General features: G+C 48.9%; 11 protein-coding genes. 2 read left to right on the top strand and 9 right to left on the bottom strand.

Going from position 1 to position 14,745, the window contains the following annotated elements; genetic code table 11:
* Positions 1 to 56: 56 nt before the first annotated feature.
* The gene (gene gatB, locus KWJ01_RS16885; protein WP_224998003.1) at positions 57 to 1,514 is read right to left on the bottom strand and encodes an Asp-tRNA(Asn)/Glu-tRNA(Gln) amidotransferase subunit GatB; all 1,458 of its coding nucleotides are present in this window, start codon (positions 1,512 to 1,514) and stop codon (positions 57 to 59) included.
* A gap of 119 nt (positions 1,515 to 1,633) precedes the next feature.
* Positions 1,634 to 4,255, bottom strand: a complete 2,622-nt coding sequence (gene alaS, locus KWJ01_RS16880) for an alanine--tRNA ligase (RefSeq protein ID WP_224998338.1) — start codon at positions 4,253 to 4,255, stop codon at positions 1,634 to 1,636.
* Between the two features lie 144 nt (positions 4,256 to 4,399).
* Here alaS and KWJ01_RS16875 point away from each other — a divergent pair, with 144 nt between their 5' ends.
* A complete protein-coding gene (locus KWJ01_RS16875) occupies positions 4,400 to 5,377 on the top strand; it encodes a M23 family metallopeptidase (RefSeq protein WP_224998001.1) in 978 nt (325 codons plus the stop codon).
* A gap of 117 nt (positions 5,378 to 5,494) precedes the next feature.
* On the opposite strand, the gene KWJ01_RS16870 is transcribed toward KWJ01_RS16875, so the two are convergent.
* The 5 genes from KWJ01_RS16870 to KWJ01_RS16850 all read right to left on the bottom strand — a co-directional run bounded on the left by KWJ01_RS16870 (position 5,495) and on the right by KWJ01_RS16850 (position 11,604).
* Positions 5,495 to 5,665 (bottom strand): hypothetical protein, encoded by a 171-nt coding sequence (locus KWJ01_RS16870; protein WP_224997999.1) that lies wholly within the window; start codon positions 5,663 to 5,665, stop codon positions 5,495 to 5,497.
* Positions 5,666 to 5,715: 50 nt separating this feature from the next.
* Positions 5,716 to 7,623 (bottom strand): hypothetical protein, encoded by a 1,908-nt coding sequence (locus tag KWJ01_RS16865; protein ID WP_224997997.1) that lies wholly within the window; start codon positions 7,621 to 7,623, stop codon positions 5,716 to 5,718.
* A 58-nt stretch (positions 7,624 to 7,681) separates the two neighbouring features.
* Positions 7,682 to 8,731 (bottom strand): NAD(P)H-dependent glycerol-3-phosphate dehydrogenase, encoded by a 1,050-nt coding sequence (locus KWJ01_RS16860; RefSeq protein WP_224997995.1) that lies wholly within the window; start codon positions 8,729 to 8,731, stop codon positions 7,682 to 7,684.
* 13 nt (positions 8,732 to 8,744) lie between these two features.
* Positions 8,745 to 10,445, bottom strand: a complete 1,701-nt coding sequence (locus KWJ01_RS16855) for a 1-acyl-sn-glycerol-3-phosphate acyltransferase (protein ID WP_224997993.1) — start codon at positions 10,443 to 10,445, stop codon at positions 8,745 to 8,747.
* A 445-nt stretch (positions 10,446 to 10,890) separates the two neighbouring features.
* Positions 10,891 to 11,604 carry a hypothetical protein gene (locus KWJ01_RS16850; RefSeq protein WP_224997992.1) on the bottom strand — a complete coding sequence of 238 codons (714 nt, stop codon included), beginning with the start codon at positions 11,602 to 11,604 and terminating at the stop codon, positions 10,891 to 10,893.
* 67 nt (positions 11,605 to 11,671) lie between these two features.
* Between KWJ01_RS16850 and KWJ01_RS16845 the strand changes: the two genes are divergently transcribed.
* A complete protein-coding gene (locus KWJ01_RS16845; RefSeq protein ID WP_224997991.1) occupies positions 11,672 to 12,844 on the top strand; it encodes an ion channel in 1,173 nt (390 codons plus the stop codon).
* On the opposite strand, the gene mscL is transcribed toward KWJ01_RS16845, so the two are convergent.
* Positions 12,841 to 13,284, bottom strand: a complete 444-nt coding sequence (gene mscL, locus KWJ01_RS16840; RefSeq protein WP_224997990.1) for a large-conductance mechanosensitive channel protein MscL — start codon at positions 13,282 to 13,284, stop codon at positions 12,841 to 12,843. The two genes, KWJ01_RS16845 and mscL, sit on opposite strands and share 4 nt — an antisense overlap.
* A complete protein-coding gene (locus tag KWJ01_RS16835; RefSeq protein ID WP_224997989.1) occupies positions 13,253 to 14,626 on the bottom strand; it encodes an exonuclease domain-containing protein in 1,374 nt (457 codons plus the stop codon). The genes mscL and KWJ01_RS16835 overlap by 32 nt, the downstream gene beginning before the upstream one ends.
* Positions 14,627 to 14,745 lie beyond the last annotated feature (119 nt).

Here is a 14,745-nt window from a genome sequence, read left to right as displayed (position 1 = left end):
ATTCTTCCTTTGGTGATGAAAACAAAAAGCTGCACAAAATGGTGCAACTTATATGCTTATTGTTCAAGGGCCTGCTGCAGCAGCTTGTTTGCCACTTTAGGGTCGGCCTTGCCACGGCTCTTTTTCATTACCTCACCCATAAACATACCAATAATTCCTTTTCTACCCTTTCTGTATTCTGCTACTTTTGCCGGATTTTCAGTGATCACCTCCTGAATAATAGGCAGCAGCGCATCCTGGTTGCTCTCCTGCACCAGGTTTTCGCGCTCGGCAATGGCCAGTGGTGTAAGCTTTGGGTTTTGCAGCAACAGCGGGTAAATACGTTGCGAAGCAACTGAAAAGCTCACCTTTTCACTATCTACAAGCGCTATGAGCGCGGCAATCTGCTCCGGTGCCAGCGGAAAATCTTCGATTTCTATAGAACGCTCATTCATAGAACCTTTGATGGGGCCGTTCATCCAGTTGGCAGCAGCCTTATAATTTTGAGTCTTGCTGCAAATCTCCTGGAAGTACAGCGCAATGCCTTTGCTGTCCGTCAGCACCTGGGCATCATAATCAGAAAGGCCATATTCTGCAGTAAAGCGCTGGTAAAGCTCTTCCGGCAGGCTGGGCATTTGGGCTTCTATACGCTGCAGCCATTCTTCAGATACTATCAATGGACTTAGATCCGGCTCCGGAAAATAGCGGTAATCATTAAGTTCTTCCTTGGTACGCATGGCAGCCGTGGTACCGGTATTGGCATCGAATGTGCGTGTTTCTGATGCAACAGCCTCTCCCCTTTCCAACATGGTGGCCTGCCGCTCAGTTTCAAATTCTATGGCGCGTCTTACATTGCTGAAGGAGTTCAGGTTTTTAACCTCTACCTTTTTACCAAAAACCGTGCTACCCGCTGGCATCAGTGAAATATTCACATCGCAGCGCAGCGAGCCTTCCTCCATATTGCCATCGCAGATATCAAGGTAGCGCACCAGTTTACGTACTTCTGTAAGAAAGGATGAAGCCTCATCGGCATTCCGGATCACAGGTTCGGTAACAATCTCGATCAGCGGGGTACCTGCCCTGTTAAAATCCACCAATGTATCGGCCTCGCCAGCCAGGTGCAGGCTTTTTCCTGCATCTTCTTCCAGGTGAACCCGGTTAAGAACAATGGCACGCGCCCCTTCAGATGTTTTGACTGTTACCGCTCCACCCTTGCAAATGGGGGTACGGTCCTGAGTTAACTGGTAGCCCTTGGGCAGATCGGGGTAAAAGTAGTTTTTACGGTCGAAGATATTGTAGCGGCTGATTTGGGAGCGGCAGGCTATGCCCATGCGAATGGCAAATTCTACCGCACGTTTGTTGATGCGCGGTAGTGTACCCGGATGCGCCAGGGTAATTACACTGATGTTCTTATTGGGTGTTTCCCCATAGGCCACCGCGTCAGAGGCAAACATTTTGCTTTCAGTAAGCAACTGGGCATGAACCTCCAGCCCTATAACAACAGTATATTTATTCTTTAGGTCTTCTGAAAGCATAAATCAGCACTCATCGTTTTAAGTCGGCTACCACAATACGTGAAAGCGAATATACACATAGACTGCTAAAAACGCACAGAACAGGCATTAAGCCTGTTCTGTGGTGTATAAGCTAAAATTTATACCTGCTGTGCAAGTGCACGGGCTTTATCTACCACTGCTGGCAGGCCGCTTATGTCTTTACCACCTGCCGTAGCAAAGAACGCCTGGCCACCGCCACCGCCTTTTATTTCTTTGGCAAGCTCACGCACTACATTGCCGGCATTAAGGCTGCGCTCCTGCACCAGTGCATCAGAGAACATCACAGCAACCTGTGGTTTACCCTCAATATCTGCAGCCAGCACCAGGAACAGGCGGTCAAACTTCTGCCGCAGCTCATAGGCAAGATTACGGAGTACCTCTGCATTAGGCACCTCTACCTGCTGTATTATTACCTGCATGCCGTTAATATCCGTAGCCGCTTGTGCAAGCTCATTCCGCATCCCTGAGGCTTTCTCCTGCTGCATCTCCTCTACATTCTTTTGCAGGCGCTGGCGCTCTTCCATCAGGCTTTGTACCGCTCCTGTTAAGTCTTTGGGATTCTTCAGCAGCTGGCGAAGCTCCTCTAACTGCAGTTGCTGCTGGCGCACCCATGCTTCGGCAGTGCGGGCGGTAATGGCCTCTATACGGCGCACACCAGCCGATACAGAGCTTTCAGAAATAATCTTGAACAAACCGATCTGGCCGGTGGCAGGTACGTGGGTACCACCACAAAGTTCTACAGAATAGGCAGGATCGAAGGTAATTACCCTTACGGTGTCGCCGTACTTTTCACCAAAGAGCGCCATCGCACCCCGGTCTCTTGCTTCTGCAAGCGGCACATCTGTTTCGGCCTGCAGGGCTATGTTCTGGCGCACTCTTTCGTTTACCAGGTCTTCTACCTTCTGCAGCTCTTCGTCGGTCATTTTGGCAAAATGGCTGAAGTCGAAACGAAGGCCTTTTTCATTTACAAGGGAGCCACGCTGCTGTACGTGCTCGCCCAGCACACGCCGCAGGGCGGCATGCAGCAGGTGGGTGGCTGTGTGGTTGTTCTGGGTCTGGTAGCGCTTATCGGTATCTACCAGGGCATCAAAAGTTGCCTCCAGGTTCTTAGGCAGGTGCTCTACATAGTGTACAATCAGGTCGTTTTCCTTTTTGGTGTCTACTATGCGCACGCGCTCCTGCCCGTCTGTAATGTAGCCGGTATCGCCTATCTGGCCACCGCTTTCGGCATAGAAAGGTGTGCGGTTCAGCACCAGCTGAAAGCGGGTTTTATTTTTTTCTTTTACCTGGCGGTACCGTAATATGTTTGCCTTGGTGCTTAGCTCCGTATAGCCTACAAATTCCGTAGGGGTTTTGGATGGATGTACGGTAATCCAGTCGCCGGTTTCGGAGCTGGCAGCCTGCTTGGAGCGCTGCTTTTGCTTTTCCATTTCGGTTGCAAAGCCAGCTTCATCTACCGTTAAGCCTCTTTCGCGGGCAATAAGGGCAGTAAGGTCCAGCGGAAAGCCAAAAGTGTCGTACAGTTCAAATGCTTCGGCACCACTTACGGCACGTGCACCGCTGCTGATAAGCTCATTGAGGCGGCGTAATCCTATATCGAGTGTGCGCAGGAAAGAAGCTTCTTCTTCCTGGATTACCCGCATGATAAAATCCTGCTGCTGGAGGAGCTCCGGGAAAAAATCGCCCATTTCGCTGCCCAGCACCGGCACCAGTTTATAGAGGTAAGGCTCTTTCAGGTTCAGGAAGGTAAAAGCATAACGCACGGCCCGGCGTAAAATGCGGCGTATTACATAACCTGCACCAGTATTGGAAGGCAGCTGTCCATCGGCCACGGCAAAAGCAATGGCACGGATGTGGTCTACCATTACGCGCATGGCAATATCGGTTTTCTCTGCCGTACCATAGGCAATACCTGAATCGGTACTCACCTGCCTGATCATGGGCTGGAAAACGTCGGTATCGTAGTTAGAAGTTTTATTCTGGATAGCCCTTACCAGGCGTTCAAAGCCCATACCAGTATCAATATGAGTCTCTGGCAAGGATTCCAGGCTGCCATCGGCCTTGCGGTTAAACTGCATGAACACCAGGTTCCAGATCTCTATTACCTGGGGGTGATCGTTGTTTACCAGCTCCTGTCCGGGAACTTTGTCGATCTCCTCCTGTGGGCGCAGGTCTACGTGAATTTCAGAGCAGGGGCCGCAGGGGCCGGTATCGCCCATCTCCCAGAAGTTATCTTTTTTATTGCCGTACAAGATGCGGTCTTCCGGTACATAGGCCCTCCAGAACTGGAAAGCCTCCTCATCGGGCTGCAGGTTTTCTTTGGCATCACCCTCGAAAACTGTTACGTAGAGGCGGTCCTTAGGCAGCTTATACTCCTCGGTAAGCAGCTCCCAGGCCCAGTGAATAGCCTCCTGTTTGAAATAGTCGCCAAAGCTCCAGTTGCCCAGCATTTCAAACATGGTGTGGTGGTAGGTATCAATGCCTACCTCCTCTAAATCATTATGTTTACCCGATACACGCAGGCACTTTTGGGTATCGGCAATGCGTGTAAATTCTGTTTTTTTATTACCCAGGAAAAAATCCTTGAACTGATTCATACCTGAGTTTGTAAACAGAAGGGTTGGGTCGTTTTTGTTTACAATAGGAGCAGAAGGCACAATACGGTGCTTCTTTGATTCAAAAAACTGTAGAAAAGTACTTCGGATATGCTTGGCGTCCATCATAGCGTGTTATAAGAAGGTGCTCCGGTTTTGTAAACTTTGTTATATTGCGTTTTCAAGATCCAACCCGGAGCAGCTTGAAAATCGTCTGTTTGAATATAATAAGAACAAGCGCAAAATTATAAAAATATTGACCATACCCGGATGGCAAGGATAAAATATTACTACGACACCGAAACCTGCCGCTACGAGCGGATTGAACGATCTCGTTGGGAAATGTTCCTCAACACCCTGGGCGTATTAATGGTAGCCTGCGTTATTGCTGTAGGACTGGTACTCTTTTATATGGAGTTCTTTGACTCCCCGAAAGAAGCCATTCTGCGCAAAGAAAATGAAGAACTGAAGCTTTACCAGGAAATGGTAGAGAAAGACCTGGAGCAGTTTGCTGCCATGGTAGAGGTACTGCAGGACAGGGACGATAACGTGTATCGTGTAATCTTTGAAGCAGAACCCATCCCCTCCACCATCCGCCAGGCGGGTGTTGGCGGCGCGGAACGCTACAAAAAGCTGCTGGAAAAAGGTCTCTCCCGCGAAGATCTGATCCTGAGCAACCTTAAGAAGATCGATCAGCTGAAGAAGCAGATGTACATCCAGACCAAGTCGTACGATGAAATTGAGCGGATGGCAATGAACAAGGAGAAGATGTGGGCCAGCATTCCTGCCATTCAGCCCATCTCCAACAAAGAACTTAACCGCATGGCCTCAGGCTTTGGTATGCGGGTGCACCCCATTTACAAGGTGCGCCGCATGCATGCGGGCTGCGACTTTTCTGCTCCCCGCGGTACGCCCATTTATGCAACCGGCGATGGCGTAGTAATCAAAAAAGAATCGCATTACGGCGGCTATGGCAACGAAGTGGAAATAGACCATGGCTATGGCTACATTACCAAATATGCCCACCTCGACAGCTTTAAGGCTAAAAAAGGGCAGAAAGTAAAACGTGGTGAAGTAATTGGATATGTGGGTAACACAGGCGCCTCTACAGCACCACACCTGCACTACGAAGTTATCAAGGACGGCAAAAAGGTAAACCCAATGAACTTCTTCTTCCAGGAACTGAATGCCGAAGAATACGAGAAGATGCTGGAGCTTGCCTCAAGAGAGAACCAGTCTCTGGGATAATAATAACTTCTTTAGCTTAATAATATGGGGCTGTGCAGTTTTGCACAGCCTTTTTTTATGCGGCAGGCAGCAACTTCTACCTAAACAGAGGCTTCTCCTGGATTTGTGAAGGCTGGGTTAAGGCCTGGGCTTTATATACCGGATTGCCAGCAGAATTATAACAACGGTGATGATGATTTCCAGAATCGCCAGCCCCCACACGCCCAGTAAATCTGCAAGAAAAATAAAAGCAAGGATTGCACTCATCACCAACACCAGCAAGAGAAGAACATTTAAAAAGTCACGCATTTTGAATCAAACGTTTAAAAAATAAGTCTGACAAAAGAAAAGTTTTAGCACTAACGATATGGCTGGGTTTGTGGCCTGCCCACTAAAAAATCCTGGAATGTACTGTTAGGCCTCCCCAGCACGCTAATATTAAAGCCACCCCCAGGACCGGGATAGTACGCCAGGCGCAGCTGAAAGGTCTTAAACACCAGGTTTTCGTTTCTAACCCTAAGGCCCAGCCCGTACCCCTGCAAGCTGCGGCCTTTTAAATTCAATGCCGGTACAGAATTCAGTACGGCATAATCGGCAAAGGCAAAGCCTGCCAGCCTGAAACCCAGGAGCTGCACCGGGCTAAAGGCAATGGTTTCCAGCGAAACATTTAATCTTTGTGTGCCTCTAAAGTCCACCCCACGCAACCCCCTGATCTCCTGTGAGCTAACAGACACAAATTCATAGCTGTGCCGTTTATCCCCGTAGAGGTAATCTACCGTAAGCAGCTGCCTGAACCTGTAGCGCCCCCGGGGCATCAGGGGGCTAATCCAGTTCAGACTGCCATAGCGCACCCTGCGGCTGGCCTCCTTATCTGTTCCAAAGTACTGGCCTACGGCCATACGCAGATCCAGGTAACCTAATTTCTGAAGATAGGCGCCCCAGGCGGCATTGATCTGTCCGTAGTATTGTAATTGCTCCTGCTCTTCAATGCCTCCCGTTACATTTACAAGGGCACCGAGGGGCACGTCTTCTGTGCGGCCAAAGCCAAAAATGTATGCATCTCTGCGGTACTTACGGCGCACCCAGCCTGCACTTCCCAGCCAAAGCTTACGGTTAATGAAAAAGTCACTGTCGTAAAGCTCCCCTCCGGGTACTTCATGATTATTAATCCTTAGCCCCCGGGCTGCCAGCACAACAGACTCCCTGCCCCTGGGGTGTGGCTTTGCACTGTTCAGCGGAATGGCATGCCCAATCCAGCCATCAATCAAGTCACTGGCATGCCATACCAGCGTATCTTTTTCGCGGTCGCGGTGCAGCACATAGCTCATTTGCTCCATCCTTTGCAGGTCCAGCCCACCTGCCCAGCGAATATCAGGCGTAAAGAACGGGCGCTGCAGACTAAAGCCCCCGCCCCTGCGAACATCGGTATAGGAGCCCGAGACGGAGGCATTTACAAAGCTGCCCTTTACATTTTCTACCATATAAGTACCCTCATAGCCAATGGCTGGCGTGCCGCCGCTGCGATACAGTACTTCGTTGGTAAAGCGATGCCCGATGCCAAAAATATTATTATTCTGAACCCCCAGCGTATAGCTTGAGAAAGGCGCTCTGCCTGCTCTGAAGCTAAGCGGAAAAAAATCCTGTGTTACTACCTCTATGGCTACAGCATCCGGATTATCCGGTACTTCGGTTATAAGTATGCGTGCATCCCTGATGTAAGACAAGCTGCGCAGGAGCCTTTCGTTATCATATAGTATTTCAGCATTAACCCTCTCTCCTTCTTTAAAAAGCAGGTTTTTGTTGATTACCCAGTCCCTGGTTTGAATATGAATTGTATTACCCGCTCTCTTGAACCAGTTGGTAGACTTAGGCGTGGTATCATTTACTGTAGGGCCAAAGAGGGGTAATTTTTTAATGCTCAGCTCCTGGATAAGCTTACCCTCAAACTGCTGGAAGTACTCGATATCATCCTGCTGCTTTGCCTGGGGCACACGTGGCCGTGATGGTTTGGTAAAAAGCAGGTTGTACAATTGCCTCGTAATGCCGTAACGGTAGAATTTGGTCTTCAGCTCATCATAGAAAAGCTGCGTACGCTGCAGTTGAGCCTCTTCGCTGGTATCGGTAAGCAATAGCACCAGCCGTGGGTTAAAGCGCCGGGTGGTATCTTCATCAACAGGCAATGGCCTGGCCCGGCAGGGACTGCCCAGCAGGACGAACAAAACAGCTATAACGCCAAAAAGTGCAAATTTACTGATACTATAACACATAGGAGCGCTTCTGCACTACTAAACGTATAATAGCCAGAGTGAGTTGAGCGGGTGGATTCTAAAGAAAATCAACGTCGATATTGAAGGGATATTTCATCAGATACTGCAGGGCCACCTCTACTTTCATACCTTCGAAAAGTACCTTGTAAAGCAATTGCGTGATGGGAGCTCTAACCTTAAGGTTTTCTGCCAGGCTCTTCATGATCTGAACGGTATGTACACCCTCTGCGATCTCCTCCATTGAGCTGAGGATTTCCTCCAGGGTCTCGCCCTGGGCAAGGCGGTAGCCAACGGTAAAATTCCGGCTTAGCTTACTGGTACAGGTCGCCACCAGGTCGCCAACACCGGCCAGTCCTATAAAGGCATGCACATCGCCACCCAGGGCCCGTCCCAGGTATATCATCTCTACCATTCCCCTGCTGATGAGCAGGGCCTGCGCGTTTGATCCAAGCCCCAGGCCACTGATAGCACCGGAGGCTATGGCTATGATGTTTTTAAGTACACCGCACAGCTCTACTCCCACCAGGTCGGGGCTGCCATATACCTGGAAACGGTCGGTACGCAGCAGCCTGATGCCTTCGTTGATCACTTCCTTAAAATGGCTGGCTACTACAGTAGCCGCCGGCTGCTTTTGTATCAGTTCTGTTGCCAGGTTAGGCCCGGCCAGGCAGCCAATGCGCACCACCACACTTTCTTCCCTGATTACCTCGCTCATGGTGCGAATACAGCTGCGGTCAATCTTAGAGGGATTGCTGCGCGGGTCCACTCCTTTTGGCATACAGATGTCCAACCCCTTGGAGCCATGGATCAGGATATGGTAAGGATGCAGGTAAGGTGCCAGGTCCTGCATCATGCTCCTGAAGCTGGAGGAAGGCACTATAGGAAAGATAACATTGCACTGACCAGCCAGCTCCTCCAGGTTATTGGTAGCCCTGATGCGGGTGTGCAGCGGCTTTCCTTTATAGGAGTCGTGCTGCAGCATATGCTCCACAGACTCCAGACGACGGGCGTAGAGCAGCACATCGTTTTTTTCTGCCAGCATATTTGCCATGGCCAGACCAAAACTACCTGCCCCTATCACACCAATTGCCTTATCGCCTTTTCCCATTTCTAACTGCTGCTCAGATGTGTTGTTCCAGATCGTAGCCTACCAGGCGATTATGGTAGTAGAAGAGCGTATTCATGTCTTCGGTTGTGATATCGCCCTGCTTGTTGCGCTTAAGGGTACGTTTGCTGTGGTACATGCCCACATTCTTAAGCCCATGCATAATAACCTTATCCACGTCGCCTGTGAGTTTAGGGTCTACATGCACTTTATTCTGATGATACAAATCTACAACTGCATTGCGCAGGCGCTCAAAGGTAGTTTTAAATTCTTCGTAAGGGATAATCAGCTCATCGTCTGATAAGCGCAACAGGCTGAACAAATCAAGCTTTTCGTACTTCTTCTGCAGCATTTCAAAAGCAACAAAAGCAACCAGGTGGCTTGGGAAAACCCTGTTAATGCGGTGGTACTCTTTTACAATGGCTTCGCTCAGCATGCGGGTGTACTCCTGCTCCCGCTGCTTATCTTTATTCACTACCCCGTTAGATACAAAGTAATCCCGGGTATCGATTAATTTCCCGTTGTTGTCGTAAGAGTTGCCCTCATCATCAACAAAGTTGCCCAGCAAATCCATGCCCCTGCCGATAGACACCGAAATATCTGAGCCCTTGGTAAAGAACTTCACCAGGAACTTCAGGATCTTATAGGAATTGCTGTACTTATCAGACTCTACATAGTACCGCTCCTGCCCTTTAATCTTAAGGTACTCATTAATAAGGCTGGGCGCTTCCAGCACAAAATTATAGTTAATGGATACCGGAACAATAAAGATCTTTTTAGCCTCGGTACCGCTGTGTTTCTGGTACATATCCCGCTGAGCTTCCATGGCGCTGGTCAGGAGGCCCAACTTAAGGCGTTTCTCCAGCTTTCCGGAACGTGAGCGTGTGCCACCCGGGAAAAACAGGCTGTGGCAACCGCTCTGAATGGCAAGGTTGCTGTAAGTCTTCAGGGTTTCCAGGTAAATCACGTTTTTCTTGCGCCTGTCTACTTTATAGGCCCCCAGGCTGTTCATGAAATAAGCTATTACCCCTATGTTGAAGAGGTTAAGGCCTGCGCCATAGATAAAGGGGGGCAAGCCAAGTACATGAATTACCCAGCCAATCAGGATGGAATCGAGGTTACTGAAGTGCGTGGGCACCATTACCACTACCCCACGCTGTGCAAGCGATCTGATGTGGTCGGTTTCACCGGCAATGTGTAGCTTATCCTGGAGCGTGTACTGGTTGCTCCACAGCGAACCGAAACCTTTAACCCTGGAGGCATTGAGCAGGCGCGAAAAGCCAAAGGTAATGGCCCGTCGTGCAAAGCGGTAAGAGCTGTGCTGAAAGCTTCCGGCTATTTCTTCGGCATAACGGTTAATAATGCTCCGGAGCAGCTCCTTTTCCTGGCCTGCAGTTTTTCCGTTTGTATCGCTGGAAATATTTACCAGAATACGCTGAACCTCCCCCCAGTACTGGGCATCATCTTCGGGATCTACCGCCCAGGGGTTGCCTTTGATACGAAGTTTTTCACGGTGAAGCGTCGTCTCCAGTTCTTCAACCAGGGCAGCCCTGCTGGGCTTTGCCTCCAGAATTCGCTCTATTGAAGCTTCTGTAACCTCTTCGATAAAGCTACGCCGGTTACGACTCAGCTGCATTACGGGCCAGTATTCAGCCCTGGCAATAAGCGGCTTATATGTTTTTTTAGAGTACTCTATTGAATCTGGTTTCGGCTGCATACAGCTTAAAATATTTTTTAAGGGTAATGTGCTATTCTGTATAACCCTTAAGCAAAGTAGTCCGCAATTTAGCAGGGCTTTTATTCATAAAAAAATTCATTTCCCTCCGGCACCCGCTAATTCTCTATGATTTGCCTGCTGTATTTACAAATGATTTAGAAGACGATTCAATTAACTGCCCAAATAGTGAAATGTTGGTTAATGATCCTGCACACAAATTCCCGCACCCTAAAAATGTCTTCTGCTGCATTCGTAGAAATATACAATTTTTATAGTGTATTCTGCTTATTCAGGCATAATTTGTTGCAGGAGATACTGCAGAGCCTGCTGCCTGAAGAGGGGCAGCTGCCATAATACGGAGCACTCCCTACCAAAGCAGTTTGCTGGTATTGCTTACTCAAATTCAAACATATTAGCAGGCGTTTATGCCAATGCCACGGGCGGCTTAGGGTTGCAACAACAGTTCCTGAACATGCAGACTACCCTTTACATGCACCACCAGCTCCTGCCCCTGCAGCGACCACTGAAGGCGGTTAGCCAGCTGTAAGGGACTAAAAACAGCCCATATGGCATCAGGTCCGGGATCCTGGCGTAAGGCAGCCTCCTGCTGTACACAAAGTCTTGGCTTGTTTAATGCCAGCGATCCCTGCAGGTTAAGCTGCTGCCACTCTTCCAGAGACAGGCGAACACAGTATTGCTCCAGGGGCTGCGGATAACGCCTGATGTACCTGTTGGCAAAGGCTATAAAAACAGGTAGCGACGCTTCTGTACGGGCAATCAAAAAATCGGAATGATGGCGCTGTTCATACACAACCAGTGCCATGGAGCCTCTATAGCCCCACCATACCCCCAGTAATCCTATAGCTGCACCGGTTAGTAAGCGGTAGGGCATGGTAAAGGTGTGCAGGAGTGCCAGCAAACAAAGGCTTGCTACTATGCCTCCCCCAATCAGCGGCAGCCACAACTTTCTGTGCTCCAGCGCCAAACGCTGCACATACTGCAGAGAAAAAGCTCTGCTTTTACCTCTGTGCTTTATCTGCAGGGAATTTTCGCTCAGCATCGCCTGGTTTTCGGCATCGCCCTGCCTGATCAGGTATGCACGGGCCATAAGCGGACTTACACGCTCCTGTATATTAGCGGGTTGTTGGTAGGTTTCCAAAACTATCCTGGGGCTACATAAGTATTTATACAAATATCAGGAACGAATTGTCAAGTTAAGACTGTACATGAATTTTTTGTATTTCAGCCTTGGAGTACTGATCATCATTTTTGTAGTGACTGATCTGATACTCACTACTTTTGCACCCACAGGATCCGGCATTTTTACCGATAAGTTGCGCAGGTGGATGTGGAGCTTTTTTTTAAAGATTTCCGGCAGAAAGGGTAGCAGTAAAATATTAAATTATGCAGGCCCGATATCTGTGGTAGCCTGGCTTTTTGGCTGGTTAATCCTGCTCTGGCTGGGCAACTCACTGCTTTTTATTTCAGATCCGGACTCTGTTATAGCGGGTGCAACGCATCGTTCTACCACCTGGCAGGAAAAAATGTACTTTACCAGCTACACCCTTTCCACCCTGGGCAGCGGAGAATTTATACCTTACAAATCTCCCTGGCAGCTCTACAGCGGCTTTATTTCCTTTAGTGGCTTTATCATCGTTACCATTGCCATTACGTATCTGTATAGCGTGGTAACCAACGACATCAAGCGGCGCAAAGTAAGCCTGCAGATTTATCATACCGGGGGCACTCCACAGGAAATTCTGCTGCGTTTTTGGGATGGCAAAGGATTCGACAGGCTTAAAGATGATCTATCAACTTTAGCAGAGCAAATACTGGAGGTGGCCCAGAACCATAAGGCGTACCCTGTATTACACAATTTCCATTCCACCCGCAGACCGCAAAGCCTGGTAATAAACATAGCCTGCCTGGACGAAGCGCTCACACTTTTGCTCCTTTACAAACCAAGAGAGATAGAACCCAGCTTGCCCAAGCTATATTCGCTGCGCAGTGCCATTACTTTTTACCTGCAAACCCTTCAGAATGCATTTATTACACCTGCGGAAAAAGAGCCCCCCGCCCCAGACCTAAGACCCCTACTTGCAAACGGACTTCCGCTGGATGGAAAGCCTTTCAAACAATTAACCGACGATGGTTTGCAGCTGCGCAGAAAACTGCTTTGCGGTTTACTTTACAGCCAGGGATGGGACTGGAGTACTATTGAAGACTACCAGAGCACCGACCCCCTCGACAACTGGCTCACAACCATGCGTTTTCAAAGAAAATATGTATGGCCGGTACCAAACCAGGAAGATGAAAAGAAAGAAGAAGACAAACAGGTAAAGAAAGAAGACGATGAAGACAAAGAAGCAGATAAGGAGGTAAATAACGAAAAAAATTAACCTGCCTTGCTGTTCCGCTCCTTCAGCAGGTCACGGATTTCAGTCAGCAACTGTATATCCTTAGGCGTTTTCACCTCTGGGTTTTTAGGATCTTCTGCCTTGTTCTTCCAGCTGTTGAGCATTTTCACCACAATGAAAACAACAATGGCGATAATCAGGAAATCTGTCATGGCCTGAATAAACTCGCCATACTTAACAATAACAGCCTCTTCCACAACATTACCGGCTGCATCTACCTCTGCCGGTTTAAGTACCCACTGCAGGTGTTTGAAGTCGAAGTTACCTACAATCATACCCAGGGCTGGCATAATTACCGACTGCACCAGTGAATTAACAATTCTGGTAAAAGCGGTACCAATGATGATACCAATTGCCAGGTCTAACAGATTGCCCCTAACGGCAAACTCTTTAAAATCCTGCAGCAACGACTTTTTGGCCATAAGAAAAAACCTTTTGTACTGAATTCTTTAGCATGAAACGCCGCAGTATCGCTGTAGCATTTCCAGATTTAAACGGGTTCACAGCTTGAGCAGCCAGTTCATCTTCGGTGTACCCCTTGGTGCTGCCCTCAAAATAACCCCAGGAAACACCACCCTGCTCCTTTTCAAAGATTACCACCCGCTCGTTTCCATAGCGCCCCTTATCTATCAGCAGCCTGCCGGCAGCCTGCGAACCTGTTGCTGTAATGGCTGCCAGTGCTCTTTTATTGTAGGTATCTGACTGCTCACTGCCCTGGCAGGCCTTCAGACAGCTTGCGGGAGCACATGCGGTACTCTTAAAATTGCTGTACCGCCTGCAAAGAAAGAACTGACCGAGCAGTTGTCCTAATTTATCCTGCGCAAGTTTTCGGGTGGCAAACGGCCCCCACTCGCCTTCGCCGCTGCGGGCAACACCCAGGTACAAAAATCCATCCGCACCTTCTGTTGCTGTTATCTTCCAGCGAATGGGAGCAGCAGCAGGAGCTTTGTTGTGCGCAGGCTTTTCTTTGAAAATCCGCTCATTTGCCAGCAGTATTGCCAGCAGGTTACTGCCAGTTTCTTCAAACCAGATATCCGCAATTTTAGGTAATATGGTCTTGCCAACCTTGCCCGCCTTGTTCTTCAGGTAAGCCACAGCCCTGCGCCGCAGGTTGGTTGTACCTTCTATAAAAAGGGGTTTATCATCGGCATCGAGCAGGTAAAGCACACCGGAACTCTGGGGAACATCCTCCAGTTTAACGCTTTTTAAACGCTTATTTAACTGCTCAAAAGGACTACCCGAACTAACAAAGGCATTGATCTGCTCTGTACCCGACTGCAGCAGCATGCGCTCCAGCAGTTTTACAGTTGCTTCTGCATCGCCGGCAGCGCGGTGGCGGGCACTAATGGGTATGTTTATTTCCTCGCACAGGCGGCCCAGGCTGTAGCTGAGCATACCCGGCAGAAAATGACGGCTCAGCCTTACTGTGCAAAGGCGGTCGCGCTCATAAGTTACCCCCATGCGGGCAAACTCCTGGCGAACAAAATTATAATCGAACTGCACATTATGTGCTACAAAAATGCAGTTGCTGGTAAGGCGCTCTATTTGTGGTGCTATCTCCTCGAAAGTGGGTGCATGCTGCACCATCTCATCGGTAATACCTGTTAGCTGGCTGATAAAGTACGGTATGGGCATACCAGGGTTAACCAGCGAGCTAAAGCTCTCCAGCACCTGTTGGCCATCGTGTACAAATATGGCTATTTCTGTAATCCTGCTCCAGCGAATACCACCACCGGTGGTTTCTATATCTATAATCGCATACATGCTCCGGCGAATTTAAGACAAAAACACAGTTTAGTCCTAAAAAATTTAGTATTGCTCTTTTTCATCCTTAAAAAATACTGTTTGGTCATCATTCCCCTGTTAACAGCATAGAACCGGCA

Source organism: Cesiribacter sp. SM1, assembly GCF_020178975.1.
Classification (GTDB): Bacteria; Bacteroidota; Bacteroidia; order Cytophagales; family Cyclobacteriaceae; genus Cesiribacter.
Note: the sequence above shows the minus strand (reverse complement) of the source record. Positions and strands in the feature narration are given on the sequence as shown.